Origin of the sequence: Planococcus ruber, assembly GCF_022819085.1 — a bacterium.
In the GTDB taxonomy this organism is placed as follows: domain Bacteria; phylum Bacillota; class Bacilli; order Bacillales_A; family Planococcaceae; genus Planococcus; species Planococcus ruber.
Window position 1 is genome coordinate 452,743 of sequence record NZ_JALHAG010000001.1, and the last position, 16,104, is coordinate 468,846.

The 16,104-nt window shown below is 46.9% G+C and carries 18 protein-coding genes; 17 read left to right on the top strand and 1 reads right to left on the bottom strand.

The annotated features are described in order from the left end of the window. Positions 1–38: 38 nt before the first annotated feature. A complete protein-coding gene (locus MTR82_RS02220; protein ID WP_246807537.1) occupies positions 39–713 on the top strand; it encodes a zinc metallopeptidase in 675 nt (224 codons plus the stop codon). Positions 714–758: 45 nt separating this feature from the next. Here the strand turns inward: MTR82_RS02220 and MTR82_RS02225 are convergent, their stop codons facing one another. Continuing rightward, positions 759–1,625, bottom strand: a complete 867-nt coding sequence (locus MTR82_RS02225; protein ID WP_052651409.1) for a YitT family protein — start codon at positions 1,623–1,625, stop codon at positions 759–761. 110 nt (positions 1,626–1,735) lie between these two features. Here MTR82_RS02225 and MTR82_RS02230 point away from each other — a divergent pair, with 110 nt between their 5' ends. The 16 genes from MTR82_RS02230 to MTR82_RS02305 all read left to right on the top strand — a co-directional run bounded on the left by MTR82_RS02230 (position 1,736) and on the right by MTR82_RS02305 (position 15,978). Next, the gene (locus tag MTR82_RS02230; RefSeq protein WP_052651410.1) at positions 1,736–2,071 is read left to right on the top strand and encodes a nucleotide pyrophosphohydrolase; all 336 of its coding nucleotides are present in this window, start codon (positions 1,736–1,738) and stop codon (positions 2,069–2,071) included. Then, positions 2,071–2,868, top strand: coding sequence for a 4-hydroxy-tetrahydrodipicolinate reductase (gene dapB, locus MTR82_RS02235; RefSeq protein ID WP_246807538.1), 798 nt, complete (start codon positions 2,071–2,073; stop codon positions 2,866–2,868). Before MTR82_RS02230 ends, dapB begins: the two co-directional genes overlap by 1 nt. A 14-nt stretch (positions 2,869–2,882) precedes the next feature. Then, positions 2,883–3,287 carry a methylglyoxal synthase gene (mgsA, locus tag MTR82_RS02240; protein WP_246807539.1) on the top strand — a complete coding sequence of 135 codons (405 nt, stop codon included), beginning with the start codon at positions 2,883–2,885 and terminating at the stop codon, positions 3,285–3,287. Between the two features lie 21 nt (positions 3,288–3,308). Further along, on the top strand, positions 3,309–4,442 hold the full coding sequence (gene bshA / locus MTR82_RS02245) for an N-acetyl-alpha-D-glucosaminyl L-malate synthase BshA (protein ID WP_110925699.1): 1,134 nt from the start codon (positions 3,309–3,311) through the stop codon (positions 4,440–4,442). Then, positions 4,439–5,572 carry a CCA tRNA nucleotidyltransferase gene (locus tag MTR82_RS02250; protein ID WP_246807540.1) on the top strand — a complete coding sequence of 378 codons (1,134 nt, stop codon included), beginning with the start codon at positions 4,439–4,441 and terminating at the stop codon, positions 5,570–5,572. Before bshA ends, MTR82_RS02250 begins: the two co-directional genes overlap by 4 nt. Then, a complete protein-coding gene (locus MTR82_RS02255) occupies positions 5,550–6,533 on the top strand; it encodes a biotin--[acetyl-CoA-carboxylase] ligase (RefSeq protein WP_246807541.1) in 984 nt (327 codons plus the stop codon). The genes MTR82_RS02250 and MTR82_RS02255 overlap by 23 nt, the downstream gene beginning before the upstream one ends. Before the next feature lie 246 nt (positions 6,534–6,779). After that, positions 6,780–7,616, top strand: coding sequence for a pantoate--beta-alanine ligase (gene panC / locus MTR82_RS02260; protein WP_246807542.1), 837 nt, complete (start codon positions 6,780–6,782; stop codon positions 7,614–7,616). A 2-nt stretch (positions 7,617–7,618) separates the two neighbouring features. Next, on the top strand, positions 7,619–8,002 hold the full coding sequence (panD, locus tag MTR82_RS02265; RefSeq protein WP_052651417.1) for an aspartate 1-decarboxylase: 384 nt from the start codon (positions 7,619–7,621) through the stop codon (positions 8,000–8,002). A 192-nt stretch (positions 8,003–8,194) separates the two neighbouring features. Then, the gene (dinG, locus tag MTR82_RS02270) at positions 8,195–10,957 is read left to right on the top strand and encodes an ATP-dependent DNA helicase DinG (RefSeq protein ID WP_246807543.1); all 2,763 of its coding nucleotides are present in this window, start codon (positions 8,195–8,197) and stop codon (positions 10,955–10,957) included. Positions 10,958–11,031: 74 nt separating this feature from the next. Continuing rightward, entirely contained in the window at positions 11,032–11,202 is a 171-nt protein-coding gene (locus tag MTR82_RS02275) for a YpmA family protein (RefSeq protein ID WP_110925597.1), read from the top strand. A gap of 8 nt (positions 11,203–11,210) precedes the next feature. Next, positions 11,211–11,687 carry a cell wall elongation regulator TseB-like domain-containing protein gene (locus MTR82_RS02280; RefSeq protein ID WP_246807544.1) on the top strand — a complete coding sequence of 159 codons (477 nt, stop codon included), beginning with the start codon at positions 11,211–11,213 and terminating at the stop codon, positions 11,685–11,687. 15 nt (positions 11,688–11,702) lie between these two features. Continuing rightward, positions 11,703–12,893 carry a pyridoxal phosphate-dependent aminotransferase gene (locus MTR82_RS02285; RefSeq protein ID WP_279576953.1) on the top strand — a complete coding sequence of 397 codons (1,191 nt, stop codon included), beginning with the start codon at positions 11,703–11,705 and terminating at the stop codon, positions 12,891–12,893. Positions 12,894–12,928: 35 nt separating this feature from the next. After that, positions 12,929–14,224, top strand: coding sequence for an asparagine--tRNA ligase (gene asnS, locus MTR82_RS02290; RefSeq protein ID WP_052651421.1), 1,296 nt, complete (start codon positions 12,929–12,931; stop codon positions 14,222–14,224). Positions 14,225–14,287: 63 nt separating this feature from the next. Further along, positions 14,288–14,989, top strand: a complete 702-nt coding sequence (locus MTR82_RS02295) for a DnaD domain-containing protein (protein ID WP_052651422.1) — start codon at positions 14,288–14,290, stop codon at positions 14,987–14,989. Positions 14,990–15,002: 13 nt separating this feature from the next. After that, complete coding sequence (gene nth, locus MTR82_RS02300) at positions 15,003–15,683, top strand: endonuclease III (protein WP_246807545.1); 681 nt, start codon at positions 15,003–15,005, stop codon at positions 15,681–15,683. Then, on the top strand, positions 15,658–15,978 hold the full coding sequence (locus MTR82_RS02305) for a YpoC family protein (RefSeq protein ID WP_246807546.1): 321 nt from the start codon (positions 15,658–15,660) through the stop codon (positions 15,976–15,978). The genes nth and MTR82_RS02305 overlap by 26 nt, the downstream gene beginning before the upstream one ends. The last annotated feature ends 126 nt before the right edge of the window (positions 15,979–16,104 follow it).

Below are 16,104 nucleotides of genomic sequence, written 5' to 3' on the forward strand. Positions count from 1 at the left end.
ATAAGAGGAGAGGAATAAAAGAGAGGTGTGGAACTTAGATGGGTTTTATCGTCTATTTTATAATTTTGCTGATTATTCCAATGTGGGCTCAGTTTAAATTAAAGCGGACCTACGGTAAATATTCGAAAATACGGTCAACTTCCGGAATCACCGGCGCTCAAGTGGCACGCACGATATTGGACCGCAACGGCCTAACAGATGTGCAAGTCGTTGAAAGCCGCGGAATGTTAAGCGACCATTACAATCCACTGACAAAAGTCGTTGCGCTTAGCAGCCATAACTATCATGACGCTTCTGTAGCGGGAACGGCAGTTGCCGCGCATGAAGTCGGGCATGCCATCCAGGATGCGGAAGATTATTCCTTCTTGAGATTGCGCCACCGGTTAGTGCCGATTGTCAATATTTCTTCGAACATGTCATGGGTTTTCATCATGATCGGTTTGTTTACTTATTGGAGCGGCGGTTTGCTGATCGGAATCATTCTTTTAGCTGCCGGGGTCTTGTTCCAATTGATCACGTTGCCGGTGGAATTCAACGCATCCAGCCGGGCGATGGACCAATTGTTGGAGCATAACATCATCCGCAACGATGAAGAACGCCATGCGAAAAAAGTATTGAGCGCTGCTGCCATGACGTATGTCGCAGCGACTGCAGTTGCTGTAATGGAACTTGCACGGTTGCTGCTGATTTACACAAACATGAACAGATCTTAAAAGACAAAAGGAGTTGCCCCTTATTTGGGGCAACTCCTTTTTTGTTTAGCCGATGGGCTGTTTTTGTTCATCCAGCGTAAACCCTTCCCCCATCACATCATGGACTTCCGTCAAGGAAACAAATGCATGGGGATCGACGCTGTTGATAATGTTTTTGAGCCGGACAATTTCGTTTTTTGCGACGACGCAATAGAGCACTTCCCGTTCTTCTTTCGTGAAGTGGCCATAGCCGCGCAGGATCGTGATGCCTCGGTCCATTTCGTTCGCAATGCGCATGGCGATTTCTTCCTGCGAATTTGAAATGATCATGGCTCCGCGCCCGGAATAAGCGCCTTCCTGTACAAAGTCGATAACGCGTGCTCCGACAAAAACAGCAACCAATGTGTACATCATCGTCCGGTTATCGAGGAACGTCAAACGGGACAGGACGATGACGCAGGCATCAAACAGGAACATTGTTTTTCCCATGCTCCAGCCGCTGTATTTTTGAACCAAGCGGGCAATGATATCCACTCCGCCTGTAGTCCCTCCGTAGCGGAAAATGATTCCGAGGCCCACGCCGACAAACACCCCGGCAAACAAAGTCGCCAAGAACAGATCACTGTGCAAATCGATCTGGATTTCATAGACCAAAAAGATTTTCAGGAAAACGGACACGGCTACCGTTCCTATAATGGTATAAAGGAAAACTTTTCTTCCTAGCAGTTTCCAGCCGATAAAAAACAACGGAATGTTTAATAATAAGTTCATTAATGCGGGATCCCAATTGAAAAGGAAAAAGAGAATCAACGTGATTCCTGCAAATCCGCCTTCACCCAATTCATTTTGGATATTGAAGTGGACAAAACCGAAACTATAAATAGCTGCACCAAGCAAAATGAAAAATATATTTTTCAGCTGCAGACCTTTCATGACACCGAACCAGCTCCTTTTAAAAAACTCAACTTCTGTATTATCGTTTATTATTCTGATTTTGACAACAACTCCAGTTTTCTTTACGATGAGATGAGGAGCGTGATGAGATGAACGGTGATAAATCGATGAAACAATTGCAGCAAGATGTGGATCAATATATCGGACAATTCAAAGAAGGGTACTTTACCCCAATGGAATTGATGGCGCGGCTGACTGAAGAGCTCGGAGAGTTATCGCGTGAAGTGATGCACCAATTCGGCCCAAAGAAAAAGAAGTCGACCGAAGAGCAGAATTCCATTGAAATGGAAATGGGCGATTTGTTATTCGTCTTAATCTGCATGGCGAATTCATTGGATATCGATTTGGCGAAAGCGCATGACGGTGTTATGGAGAAATTCAATACCCGGGATAAAGACCGGTGGACGAGAAAGGAAGAAGCATAATGGCAATTCGAGTAGCAATCGCGGGAGCACGCGGGAAGATGGGCCAAGAAGCCGTACATACAGTGATGAGAAATGAAAACCTGGAATTGGTAGCTGTTTTGGATTACAAAGAAATCGGTGCTAGTTTGGCAGAGACTTCGCTATTTCCAGAATCGTATCAAGTCCCTGTTTATCTGGATCTGAAAAAATTGCATGCTGAAACAAAGCCGGATGTGCTAGTGGATCTGACTTCCCCGGAATCTGTCTATGAACATACGAAAACAGCGCTGCAATTGAACATTCGTCCGGTAGTCGGCACTACCGGTTTCTCGGATGAAGAATTGAACGAATTGGCCCAAATGGCGAAAGAAGCGAAACTTGGCTGCATCATTGCCCCAAATTTTGCAGTCGGTGCGGTTCTCATGATGAAATTTGCCGAACAGGCGGCCAAATACCTGCCCGATATCGAGATTATTGAAATGCACCATGACCAGAAATTGGATGCCCCGTCAGGCACAGCGATGAAGACGGCGCACTTGATTTCCAACCAGCGGCCGGTGCACGGGCAAGGGCACCCGAAAGAAAAAGAAACATTGCGAGGCGCCAGAGGAGCGGATTACGACGGCATGCGGATCCATAGCGTCAGATTGCCTGGCCTGGTCGCCCATCAGCAAGTATTGCTTGGAGGAGAAGGGCAATTGCTGACAATCCGGCACGATTCTTTTAATCGCGGCTCGTTTATGTCAGGCGTGGTGCTTTCGATCGAGACAGTAATGGAAAAAGAAGAATTGATCTACGGATTGGAACATATCATTTAAAAGGGGAAGATGTTATGAAAATCGCTTTAATTGCGCATGACCGGAAGAAAGACGACTTAATTTCATTTGTTACAGCCTATAAGCCGATTTTAGCGGCACATGATTTGTATGCAACTGGCACGACGGGCAAACGCATAATGGATGGAACAGGGCTGGATGTCATCCGGTTCCAGTCAGGCCCGCTAGGCGGAGATCAGCAGATCGGTGCCATGATTGCAAAAGACGATATGGACATGGTGATTTTTTTCCGGGATCCGTTGACTGCGCAGCCGCATGAACCGGATGTTACGGCATTGATCCGTTTGTGCGATGTTTACAATGTTCCGCTTGCTACGAATATGGGCACGGCAGAAGTTTTGCTGCAAGGCCTAAAAGAGGGGTTCGTCGATTGGCGCCTCATCAAAGAGCGGAAAAATTAGGGGGAGATTGTGGTGCGTAAAATGAAAATCGGGATTACTTGCTACCCGACTGTAGGAGGTTCTGGCGTCGTGGCGACCGAGCTCGGGAAAATGCTTGCAGAACATGGGCATGAAATCCACTTTATCACCTCCAGTACGCCATTCCGCCTGAATGGGATGGATGCAAATATATATAGTCACCAAGTCGATGTCAATAGCTACTCCGTATTTCAATATGCCCCTTATGACATCGCTTTAGCTACGAAAATTGCAGAAGTGATCAAAAATGAGAATCTGGATTTGATGCATGTCCATTATGCAATTCCGCATGCGGTATGCGCGATTCTCGGACGGGACATGGCGGGGTCTGATATCGGAATCGTGACCACTTTGCATGGGACGGATATTACGGTGCTTGGCACGGACTCTTCATTGAAGGAAGCGATCCGTTATGGCATCGAGAAATCCGATGTCGTGACGGCTGTTTCGGATTCATTAAAAAACCAGACATATGAAATGATCAATCCGGAAAAAGAGATTCAAACCATCTATAACTTTGTCGATGAAAGGGAGTATAGCCCAAAAGATTCTAGCGGGCTAAAAGCGGATTTGGGATTGAGCGAGGATGCAAAAGTTCTGATCCATGTGTCCAACTTCCGGAAGGTGAAACGGGTCATGGATGTCGTTGACACATTTGCTAAAGTCAATCAGGAGCTTGATACGCGGCTGCTCTTGGTTGGAGATGGACCGGAAATGGGCAGGATTGTCCAGCAGGTAAGAGAGCTAAACCTTGAAAAACAGGTTTTATTCTTAGGGAAGCGGGACAATCTTTCGGAATTGTATAGTTTAAGCGATGCCAAATTATTGCTGTCCGAAAAAGAAGCGTTCGGCCTTGTCCTTTTGGAAGCGATGGCATGTGGAGTCCCTTGCATCGGTTCATCGATCGGCGGAATTCCTGAAATCATCAATCATGGAGAAAATGGATTTTTGGTAGAATTAGGAAATACGGACCAGGCTGCAGATTTTATCATCGGTATGCTGAAGGATGAAAGGATGCACAAGGAGATGAAGTCGGCGGCGCTCGCGACAGTTAAAGAACGTTTCCATTCGAAACAGATTCTGCAGCAATACGAAAAAATTTACGAGAGTTTATTAGATAGAAGGAAACGGTCATGAAAACAGCGATCAAAGTGATTGAGCAGCTCGAAGGCGCCGGATTTGAAGCCTACATGGTCGGCGGTGCTGTTCGGGATTATTTGCTTGAAAAGAAGCCGCATGATATCGACGTGGCGACCAATGCTTCACCGGAGCAGGTCAAGTCCTTGTTTGAACGGACAGTCGACACGGGGATTGCGCATGGCACCGTCCTTGTTTTAAAAGACGGAAGCGGGATTGAAGTGACAACGTACCGGACGGAAGGTTCGTATTCCGATCACCGGCGGCCCGACTCGGTAGAATTTGTCCAATCGCTGGAAGAGGATTTGAAAAGACGGGATTTTACCATTAATGCCATGGCGATGGATAAAGACATGGCCATTACAGACCCTTTTGGCGGAGCACAGGATTTGGCAAAAGGGTTGATCCGGGCTGTAGGCAATCCGGATGAACGGTTCCAGGAAGATGCGCTCCGCATGCTTCGGGCGATCCGCTTTTCCGGCCAATTGGATTTTCAAATCGATCCGTCAACATTGGCATCGATCGGGCACCAGGCACACCTGATCAAATCAATCGCCATTGAGCGCATCAAAAGCGAGATTGATAAGATGATGCTCCATAAGAAAGCTAGCCGAAGTTTCGCTTATTTAACGGATACCGGATTAGCAGAACACTTGCCTTCCGGCTATTTGTTCAAAGCCGACTGGGCAAAATTCCAGGTGTTCGAAACGGCAGCTGCCGGCTGGGCATTTATGCTATTCGAGCATGCACAAGAAATCGAAGCAATTTTGCCGTACCGATTCTCCAATGAAGAAAAACAGACCATTAAAAGGGCATTAGAAGCCGCTCGCCTTCCGGAATGGAATGAGTGGGTTTTTTACAGTTATACAAATGCCCAATTAGCGATTGCTGCTCTTCTAAACGGAAGGAAAGTGGAAATCGCCGGGAAAAAATCCGCGCTTCCAATCCGCAGCAAAGCGGAAATGGCAGTAAACGGCTCCGATTTAATGAAGTGGAGCAGCCAAAAGCAAGGCCCCTGGATCAAAGAGTGGATCGCAAAGATCGAGCGGATGATCGTCTTCGGGGAGTTGGCCAACGATAGAGAACTCATAAAGGAATGGTTCATGCATGAATACCGCCATCACCAATAAATTAGCAGAGCGTTTGATAAAAGCCCAAGGCGAACCGGTTTCAGGACAGCAGCTTGCTGATGAATTCGGTGTCTCAAGGACAGCGATTTGGAAACATATTAAAGAACTCGCGGAGCAAGGGTACGGCATCGAGTCCATCAAGAAAAAAGGCTATTATTTAACTTCTGCACCGGATACGCTCGATGCCACAGCGATCGGGGCAGGGCTTCACACGAAGAAGCTCGGGCAAACGATCCATTACGTGGAATCATGTCCTTCCACTCAAATTATCGCGCATCAATTGGCGCAAGAAGGCACGCCTGATGGGACGATTGTGCTGACAGAAGAGCAGACAGCCGGTCGGGGCAGACTTGCGCGAAAATGGGATTCTGCTGCGAAAAAAGGCATATGGATGAGTGTCGTCCTGCGCCCGGATGTCGTTCCGCAAAAAGCGCCTCAATTCACATTGGTTGCAGCTGTTGCAGTGGTGCGGGCGATTGAAGAAGTGACCGACTTGAAACCGGAAATCAAATGGCCCAATGACATTTTGATCAAAGGCAAAAAAAGCACAGGGATATTAACGGAATTGCAGTCGGACGCAGACGGGATTCAAGCGTTGATTATCGGAATCGGGCTGAACGTCAATCAATCGCTCCAGGATTTTCCGGAAGAATTGCAGGATATTGCGACGTCGTTGAGCATCGAAAGCGGAAAGCCGGTGAACCGGCAAGAATTGGTGCGGTCGCTTCTTTCTCATCTTGAAATTTATACGGATCTCTATATTGAAGCGGGATTCGGCATGTTGAAAATTTTGTGGGAAAGTTATTCATCAACGATTGGCAAAACAGTGCGTGCGCGAATGGCTAAAGAAACGTTGACGGGCATTGCAGAAGGCATCACGGAAGACGGCGTGCTCCAGCTTCGCACAGCGGATGGAAAACTGCATGGCATCTATTCGGCGGATATCGAAATGACAAACTGAATGGTTTTGTTTTACGGGCATTTCTGCTATAGTATTTTTAGTTGGATCAACGGGCAGTATCGCTTGCGAACTGCACCTGAAATCTATGTCACTTTTGCAGTAAATACAATTTGATAGCCGACATCTGCCTTGATCTACTTATATGACAGGGACGGAGGAAACCACACACGAATTTACTGTCCTTCTGTCTTTTTTTGATGGAAGGGCTTTTTATATGGTTTTCTTCCCGAGAGGAGAGAAAAAGTTTTGCGTACAATCAACACCATCACGGAATTGAAAGAATGGGTCCGCGCTCAAAAAAAAGAAGGGCGTTCCATCGGACTTATTCCCACCATGGGCTTTTTGCATGAAGGGCATATGTCGCTCGTCGAGAAAGCAAAAGCGGAAAATGATTCAGCCGTCATGAGCATCTTCGTCAATCCGGCTCAGTTTGGACCGAACGAAGATTTCGACCGCTATCCAAGAGATTTGGAGCGCGATCAGCAGTTGGCCGCTTCTGCCGGAACGGATATCATTTTTGCCCCATCGGTTGAAGAAATGTATCCAAAAGAATCATCGATTTCATTTTCGGCGGGGAAACTAGCTGAGAAAATGTGCGGAGCAACTCGATTAGGCCATTTTGACGGCGTGTTGAAAGTGGTTACGAAATTATTTCATTTAACCGAAGCAGACCGGGCATATTTCGGCCAAAAAGATGCCCAGCAATTGGCCATTATCGAATCGCTCGTCTCAGACTTTAATTTCCCGATTGAAATTCGCCGGGGCGAAACGGTGAGGGAAGAAGATGGACTGGCCAAAAGTTCGAGAAATGTCTATTTGAGTGAAACCGAACGCAGCGAAGCGCCTCATTTGCATAAAGCGCTGCAGGCCGGGAAACAGGCCGCTTTAACAGGCGAGGACCCGAAAGCGGTTGTCTCTTCTTATCTTCAGGCGCATACATCCGGCAAAATCGATTATATTGAGTTTTTATCATATCCGGCCTTGGCTTCAGCTGTTGAAGGAGAAGCCATACTTGCCCTGGCTGTCCAATTTGAAAAAGCACGTTTGATCGACAATCTTATCTTTAATCCAAAGGGGAACTGAACATGTTACGAATGATGTTGAATTCGAAAATTCACCGCGCGACTGTTACGCAAGCAGACTTGAACTATGTAGGGAGCATTACGATCGACCAGGATCTGCTGGATGAAGTCGGCATGCTGCCGAATGAAAAAGTGCATGTCGTCAACAATAATAATGGCGCGCGCTTTGAAACGTATATCATTGCCGGCGAACGGGGAAGCGGCGTAATCTGTGTGAACGGAGCGGCAGCCCGCCTTGTGCAAAAAGGCGACATCGTCATCATTTTGACTTACGGCTATGTCATGGATGAAAATGCGCGAAGCCATAAACCGACCGTGGCCATCATGGATGCAGACAATAAAATCCGGGAAATCATCCATTACGAACCTGAAGCTACCGTCATGTAAGCAAGCGGGGCTTCGTCTAAAGAAATTTAAAGCCAGAGGGGAAGAGCACCGCTTTTCCCCTCTGGCTTTTTCTGATTTTGCGTACTCCACTGTAAGGGGAATATCGATTGAATTAGCCGGTCCGTAAGACGGAACGCACCCGGATATGTTACAATTTTTGAAGAGAGAATCACCCGAGAAAGAAGGCTTGTGATGAACACCCAAAAATATGTCGTTGTCGATATTGAAACTACAGGCCATTCCCCTACTAAAGGAGACCGGATCATTCAAATAGCGATGGTAACGATTGAAAACGATCAAATTGTGGATACATATACTGAATTTATCAATCCGGAAAGAAAAATTCCATTGTTCATTCAGGATTTAACGAATATTACAGAGCATGATGTAGCGGGAGCGCTTCCGTTCGAAGTGCATGCAGCCGCTATTTTTGAAAAAATGCGCGATGCGGTTTTCATTGCACACAATACGAATTTCGATCTGCCGTTTCTGCAAGCGGAATTCAAGCGCAGCGGATTGTCCGCTTGGCAAGGATTGACGATGGATACAGTGGAACTCGCCCGATTGATGTATCCGACGTCATTCAGCTATAAGCTGCAAGACATCACTTCGGAGCTTGGCATTCCGCTCGAAAGCGCCCATCGCGCGGACGACGATGCCATGGCGACAGCGCTTTTGTATTTGCAGGCGAAAAAAGACATGGAGCAGCTGCCGTATGAAACGTTGGCGCTCCTGCATAGGCGCTCGTTTCAATTGAAATCCGACCTATCCCGGCTCTTTTTCGAAATGACCCAGAAGAAACGAAATGGGCAGCGTGAAGCGTTTGGAAACTTTAAAGGCGTTCCGCTAAAAGTCCGCGCGGATCAATCGGTGCGCACTGGAGAAGCCTATTCAGCGGTGTTTGACTGGGAAGAGCGCCTGGAAACGGCTTTCCCGAATTTTGAACGGAGGCAAAGCCAGTTTGATATGATGGCCTCGATCCAATCGGCGCTCCATCACAAAAAAGAATTGGTCATTGAAGCGTCCACTGGGATGGGAAAAACAATCGGCTATTTATTGCCGGCAGTGAACCACTCCATAAAGACCGGAAAACAAGTGCTGATCAGTACGTATACGACGCATCTGCAAGACCAGTTGGTCCAAAAAGAAGGCGGAATTGTAGAGCAGCTTGTCGGAGGCCCGGTACGCATTTCACTTATCAAGGGCTTAAGCCATTATATTGATTTGGGACGTTTTACCGAATTGCTGCAGGGTGAAGACGAATCCTACGATGAAACATTCACCATCATGCAAGTGCTGGTGTGGCTGACTTCAACCGAAACCGGCGATTTGAATGAGTTGAACGCTTCCAGCGGCGGACAGTTTGTCTTGGATAAAATTCGCCGATCGCATCTGCGGAAATTGTCCCGGGAAGAAAAAGCGGTCGATTTTTATGAATATGCACTGGTACGTTCCAAAAACGCTCACGTCATCGTCACGAACCATGCGTTCCTTTTGAACCAGCGGGCGACAAACCAAGGCATTTTGGAAAACGTGGATGCCTATATTTGGGATGAAGCGCATCAAGTGGTGCAGGCAGCCGTCTCCCAATACGAAAAAACGTTTGTTTACACACAGTGGAAATACATTTTCGGCCAATTGGGAACGTACGACGACCAGCAATTATTCTACGAACTTTACCAAGCGGCAGAAACGAGCGGATTTTCCAGTGTTCCGGAAATGCTTCATTTAGAAGCGCTGTTCAATAAATTCACAGCGATATTCGACGAGCTGGCCCAATCGCTGACGGCCGCTTTCCAGAACCGGTTCCAAGGGAGCCGGCATAAGAAATGCGCTTCGTTGCTCTCGGAACTTCCTTACGAGAAGGATCGTTTTATGGATATGCTGCGTTTTTTGAATGAGTGGATCGATTTGTCACAATTGATTCTCCAAAAAGCCGAGCGTCTGACAGAAACGACCATCCAGGACCGCTTGACGATTACGGACTGGCGCTATTGGACGGAAGAGCTAATGGTTAAAGCGGTCGAATTCAGTGAAATCTTTGTGTTCCCCTTGGAAGATGAAGTCAGCTGGATTGAAGGCGATTTGAGAAGCCTGCCGACCAGTCTTTCGTTCTACAAGCAGCCTTTCGAAGTGACTTCGATCGTTCAGCGCATCATTGCGCCGGTACGCGGGGAAAAAGCGGTCGTTTGGCTGTCCGGAACGATGAGCGTGCCGTCAAACGAACGCTTTATTGTCAATCAGCTTGGCATTCCATTTGATGTGCCGATTACGAAATTCGAACCGCCAAAAGAGTTTTATCAAGGAGCCCGGGTTTTTGTCGTAGAAGATATGCCGGATATTCAACAAGTTTCGCAAGTTGAGTACATCGAATCGGTAGCCGATGCGGTGATTCAGACCGTGCTTGTCACGGAAGGGCGCTGTTTTGTTTTATTCACATCTCAAGACATGCTGCGGAAAACGGTGGACTTGATCCAAGACACGGGGCTTCTCGATGAATATATGCTGTTTGCGCAAGGCATTTCTTCCGGCAGCCGGATGAGGCTCCTGAAATCATTCCAGCGCTTCCAGAAATCCGTGCTGTTTGGGACGAACAGTTTCTGGGAAGGCGTAGATGTGCCGGGGGATGCGCTGCGGGCAGTCGTTGTTGTTCGCTTGCCGTTCACATCTCCGGATGAGCCCATCTTTAAAGCGAAATCCGAAATGATTTCCAGAGAAGGCATCAATCCGTTTATGCATTACGCATTGCCGGAAGCAGTTTTGCGGCTGCGCCAAGGTTTTGGGCGTTTGATCCGTTCAAAAAACGATCAGGGAATGTTCATCGTCCTGGACCGTCGAATTGAAACGAAGTCGTACGGAAAAGAATTTTTGAATGCTTTGCCGAAAGTGAAAGTCTCGAAAGTGTCTTTAGAAAAGATGGTAACGGATATTGAACATTGGTATAATAAGCAATGAAATAAAGTGCAGCGAATAGAGCCCAAACTCTATCCCTTAACACAGCAGACAAAATGAAAGGAAGGTCGCTTTGCATGGAATCGAAAATAGAAGTGCTCTCCACCGTAAATGTGAAATACCAGCCGGATTTGTATAAAGTGGTGGATGCCTTGAACCGAACATTAAAACACAACGATCTGATGTTTGGACTTGCATTGGACAAGGAAGATCCGGAACAAGCGATCTTTACAATTTATAAGACTTAGGTGATCAAATGAAGCAATGGGTTACGTTTATACTTGGGTTTTTATCTTTTTTGGCTGTCGCTTTGATGATAATTGTCATCGTAGCCGGCAACAAGCCGTATTCCGATGCGGAACAGCGGGCGATTGAACGGGTCAAAGATGAGAATTTGCTGGCAGAAGTAAAACAGGCTTATATCTATGCCAACAAACAAACTGCTGTTACGGTAATCGGAACGGACGCCAAAGGCAAATTGAATGCCATTTTTGTACCGACTGGCGAAGGGGAAGTGAAAATTGCCCCGCTTGATGAGGCAATGACCGCCAAACAAGCCAGAAAAGCAGTGGCTAAAGAAGCGGAAGTCAAAGAATTCCTGCATACACGGCTCGGGATGGAAAAAGACGGAGCTGTATGGGAAGTCGCTTATAAAGATAAAGAAGACCAGTTAAACTATATTTATATCATGGCAAGTGATGGAAAACAGTGGAAGAAGATTTTGAATTTGTGAAAGGGCTGAACAACTTTGATTAACTTAGCAAATCGTGTACAGACGTTAACGCCTTCAACTACTCTTGCGATCACAGCAAAAGCGAATGAGCTGAAAGCCAAAGGCATTGATGTGATCGGACTAGGGGCCGGAGAACCGGATTACAACACTCCTGAAAATATTTTAGCGGCGGCCTATGCGTCCATGAAGGAAGGGAAAACGAAATATACACCTTCCGGCGGACTCCCGGCTTTGAAAAAGGCGATCATCGATAAACTTCAGCGCGACCAGCAATTAAGCTATCAGCCGAATGAAATCATGGTCGGCATTGGTGCAAAACACGTGCTTTATACTTTGTTTCAGGTATTGCTGAACGAAGGCGATGAAGTGATCATTCCGATACCTTACTGGGTCAGCTACCCGGAACAGGTGAAATTGGCTCAAGGTGTTCCTGTATACATAGAAGCTACAGCCAGCCAGGAATATAAAATTACGGCCCAGCAGCTGCGAGAAGCGATTACAGACCGGACAAAAGCCATCATTTTGAATACGCCGAGCAATCCGACGGGCATGATTTACTCGAAAGAAGAACTCGCGGAATTGGCGGAAGTATGCCGTGAATTCGATATTTTAATCGTTTCGGATGAAATTTATGAAAAGCTCATTTACGGAGAAGCGAGCCATACATCTGTAGCCGAGTTGTCAGAGGATGCAAAAAATCGGACAATCATCATCAACGGCGTATCGAAATCACATTCGATGACCGGATGGCGCATCGGCTATGCAGCAGGCGATGCGGCTATCATCAAAGCGATGACAGACCTTGCCAGCCATTCGACATCAAACCCGACGACGACTTCCCAATACGCAGCAATTGAAGCATATAACGGGACGCAAGAACCTGTGGAAGAAATGCGGAGCGCTTTTGAAAGCCGTTTGGACACGATTTTCCCTAAAGTGGCAGCTATTCCAGGGTTTAAGGTGCTGCGTCCACAAGGTGCATTCTACCTCTTGCCGGATGTTTCGGAAGCGGCGCAAAAGACGGGCTATTCTTCAGTCGATGATTTTGCGACAGCGCTATTGACTGAAGCGAACGTAGCGGTGATACCCGGGTCCGGTTTTGGCTCGCACTCTACTATCCGCCTTTCATATGCGACGTCGCTTGAGGCGCTTGAAAAAGCGGTTGGGCGCATTCACGAATTTGTCCAATCCAAATGGAACGATTAAAAGACAACTATTGACTTAATTTTTTGGAGGCTATGATGAAAAAGATTACAATTGCCGAGATGGCTCAATATAATGGACAAACAGTTAAAGTAGGCGCTTGGGTCGCGAACAAACGCTCAAGCGGAAAAATTGCTTTTCTTCAATTGCGCGACGGATCCGGATTCGTTCAAGCGGTTGTCGTAAAAGAAGAAGTCGGGGAAGAGCTTTTTGCGACGGCAAAAGGGTTGACTCAAGAAACTTCGCTTTACGTAACAGGTGAAGTGAAAGAAGACACACGCTCATCTTTCGGCTATGAACTTGCTGTAACAGGCATTGAAGTTCTTCACGAAGCGAAAGATTTCCCGATTACGCCAAAAGAGCACGGCACGGAATTCTTGATGGACAACCGCCATTTATGGCTTCGTTCGCGCAAACAGCATGCGATCATGAAGATCCGCAACGAAATCATCCGTGCTACGTATGAATTTTTCAATGACAACGGATTTGTAAAAGTGGATCCCCCGATTTTAACGGGATCTGCACCGGAAGGAACTTCTGAGCTTTTTGCAACGAAGTATTTTGATGAAGACGCGTACCTTTCACAATCCGGCCAGCTTTACATGGAAGCGGCCGCTATGGCACTTGGCAAAGTATTTTCATTCGGCCCGACGTTCCGGGCTGAAAAATCAAAAACACGCCGCCACCTGATTGAATTCTGGATGATCGAGCCGGAAATGGCTTTCGTAGAACATGCGGAAAGCTTGGAAGTCCAAGAACAATTTGTCGCGCATCTTGTCCAGTCCGTCTTGAAAAACTGCAAACTCGAATTGGAGCGCCTTGGCCGCGACACATCGAAACTTGAAAACATAAAAGCGCCATTCCCGCGCATCACTTACGATGACGCCATTAAATGGTTGAATGAAAACGGCCATGATGACATCAAATGGGGAGATGATTTCGGAGCACCGCACGAAACTGCGATTGCTGAAAGCTATGATATGCCGGTATTCATTATCAACTACCCAATCGGCATCAAGCCATTCTATATGCAGCCGCATCCGGAACGCGATGACGTCGTGCTTTGTGCAGACCTTATTGCACCGGAAGGCTACGGAGAAATCATTGGCGGATCGGAACGCATTTACGATTTCGAGTTGATGAAGCAGCGCATTGAAGAGCACGGGCTTGATGAAAAAGCCTATGCCTGGTATTTGGAGTTAAGCAAATACGGTGCTGTTCCGCATTCCGGTTTCGGATTAGGCCTTGAACGGACAGTGGCTTGGATCAGTGGAGCGGAACATGTCAGAGAATCGATTCCATTCCCACGTTTGTTGAACCGTCTTTATCCGTAATGCGTTTATAGCCTATAAAAAAGAAGTTGAGCGAATGAAACAGAATAGAAAGGTGGTTGGGATATGAAACAGCCGGATCGACTGCAAACTTGGATCGAGCAGGGAAATGTTGCCATTTCCCAGCTTTTTTTTCGATTCTATAAAGAATTGAAAATCACGGATGAGGAAGCCATGCTTATCATGCATGTCCATGCTTTTCTGGAAGCCGGAAATCCATTTCCGACGCCGGATGAAATTGGCAGCCGCATGATGACTTCTCAAAACCACGTAACCACAATGATTCAAAAGTTGATGCAGCAAGGCTATTTAGCCATTGAACAGGACAATGACAAAGAATTGATTACGGAGCATATTTCCTTGCAGCCTCTATGGGAACGTTTATTGGACTGCGTCTATAAAGAAAAACAGGAAGAAAAAGAACTTTCCCAAAAGGCATTGGAAGGCGAAGTATTCCAGTTGTTTGAACAGGAATTCGGCCGCTTTCTTTCGCCGATGGAAATTGAAACGATTTCGATGTGGATGGACCAGGACGGCCATAGCCCTGCGATTATCCGCATGGCGTTAAAAGAAGCGGTCATTTCCCAAAAGATCAGCCTTCGCTATGTGGACCGCATTCTGTTTGAATGGAAAAAGAAAAACATCAAAACGTCGATGGAAGTGTCACGCCATGCAACATCATTCAGAGAGAAAAATATCCAGCTTCAGCCAGCAGCCAGCACCACCAAAAAAGTTCAATTCTACAATTGGTTGGAGGAACGGAATTAGTAGGTGAATGCAATTGATGACGAAAAAAGAATGGCTCCTTTGCCTGGAAGAAATGGATCGGATGTTCCCGGATGCGCATTGCGAATTGATTCACCGGAATCCGTTCGATCTCCTGATTGCGACGCTTTTGTCTGCCCAGTGCACCGATAAGCTGGTCAATAAAGTCACAGCGACGCTTTTTCAGAAATACGAAACGCCGGAAGATTATGCAGCCGTTCCGTTAGAAGAGCTTCAACAGGACATCCGCTCCATCGGCCTTTTCCGGAACAAGGCGAAAAATATCCAAGCCCTCAGCCGGATCCTCATCGATGAGTACGGGAGTGAAGTTCCGCCAGACCGAGACTTGCTGATGACGCTGCCGGGAGTCGGTCGCAAAACGGCCAATGTGGTCGTGTCGGTTGCTTTTGGCATACCCGCATTAGCGGTCGATACCCATGTCGAACGCGTCGCGAAAAGGCTGGGACTGAACCGTTGGAAAGACAACCCGCTTCAAGTGGAAGAAACGATCATGAAAAAGACGCCCGCCGAAGATTGGTCGAAAACCCATCATCAAATCATCTTTTTTGGCCGCTACCATTGCAAATCCCAAAACCCCGGCTGCCATATCTGCCCGTTGTTCGAACGCTGCAGAGAAGGGAAGAAACGGGAAAACAAAGGATTGGTCAAGCGTGAAATTATCACAGAAGTTAACTAAAGAATCCGTTTCGCCGTATTTCGACCAATGGGCTGCCTTAGCCGAAGAACTTTCAAGCCTGCACCAAAAGCGCAGCAGCGGGACAGCTCCGTTGATGCTGCAAGGATTGGACCTGTTGAAAGAGTTGCTTGCCCATTGCAACGGCGAAGTCATCCCGATGAATGGCAAAGAACGGATCCAGTTTATCGAACAGCGGCCAAACAATTATGCCGCTTTTCGGCAACTGGATGAATTGTTTTCTGAAATGAATAAGAAAATAGCTTCGAAGAGGATTCGATTGAAAAACGGGTCCTAAAATGGAAGGCCTGCTGAAAATTCAGCAGGTCTTTTTTAGATGATTCGATATTTACTTGTGGGAAATATTAAGATTGAATGGTCCGATTTTGAATCGTTCATGATAGACTGAATGGAGCAATAGAGA

Excerpts from the sequence above, each read along its gene's own strand:
- MTR82_RS02225 (WP_052651409.1), bottom strand. The coding sequence starts at position 1,625 with ATGAAAGGTCTGCAGCTGAAAAATATATTTTTCATTTTGCTTGGTGCA.
- MTR82_RS02230 (WP_052651410.1), top strand. The coding sequence starts at position 1,736 with ATGAACGGTGATAAATCGATGAAACAATTGCAGCAAGATGTGGATCAA.
- asnS (WP_052651421.1), top strand. The coding sequence starts at position 12,929 with ATGAAAAAGATTACAATTGCCGAGATGGCTCAATATAATGGACAAACA.
- bshA (WP_110925699.1), top strand. The coding sequence starts at position 3,309 with ATGAAAATCGGGATTACTTGCTACCCGACTGTAGGAGGTTCTGGCGTC.
- dinG (WP_246807543.1), top strand. The coding sequence starts at position 8,195 with ATGAACACCCAAAAATATGTCGTTGTCGATATTGAAACTACAGGCCAT.
- dapB (WP_246807538.1), top strand. The coding sequence starts at position 2,071 with ATGGCAATTCGAGTAGCAATCGCGGGAGCACGCGGGAAGATGGGCCAA.
- MTR82_RS02255 (WP_246807541.1), top strand. The coding sequence starts at position 5,550 with ATGAATACCGCCATCACCAATAAATTAGCAGAGCGTTTGATAAAAGCC.
- MTR82_RS02275 (WP_110925597.1), top strand. The coding sequence starts at position 11,032 with ATGGAATCGAAAATAGAAGTGCTCTCCACCGTAAATGTGAAATACCAG.
- MTR82_RS02280 (WP_246807544.1), top strand. The coding sequence starts at position 11,211 with ATGAAGCAATGGGTTACGTTTATACTTGGGTTTTTATCTTTTTTGGCT.
- MTR82_RS02295 (WP_052651422.1), top strand. The coding sequence starts at position 14,288 with ATGAAACAGCCGGATCGACTGCAAACTTGGATCGAGCAGGGAAATGTT.
- panD (WP_052651417.1), top strand. The coding sequence starts at position 7,619 with ATGTTACGAATGATGTTGAATTCGAAAATTCACCGCGCGACTGTTACG.
- MTR82_RS02250 (WP_246807540.1), top strand. The coding sequence starts at position 4,439 with ATGAAAACAGCGATCAAAGTGATTGAGCAGCTCGAAGGCGCCGGATTT.
- mgsA (WP_246807539.1), top strand. The coding sequence starts at position 2,883 with ATGAAAATCGCTTTAATTGCGCATGACCGGAAGAAAGACGACTTAATT.
- MTR82_RS02220 (WP_246807537.1), top strand. The coding sequence starts at position 39 with ATGGGTTTTATCGTCTATTTTATAATTTTGCTGATTATTCCAATGTGG.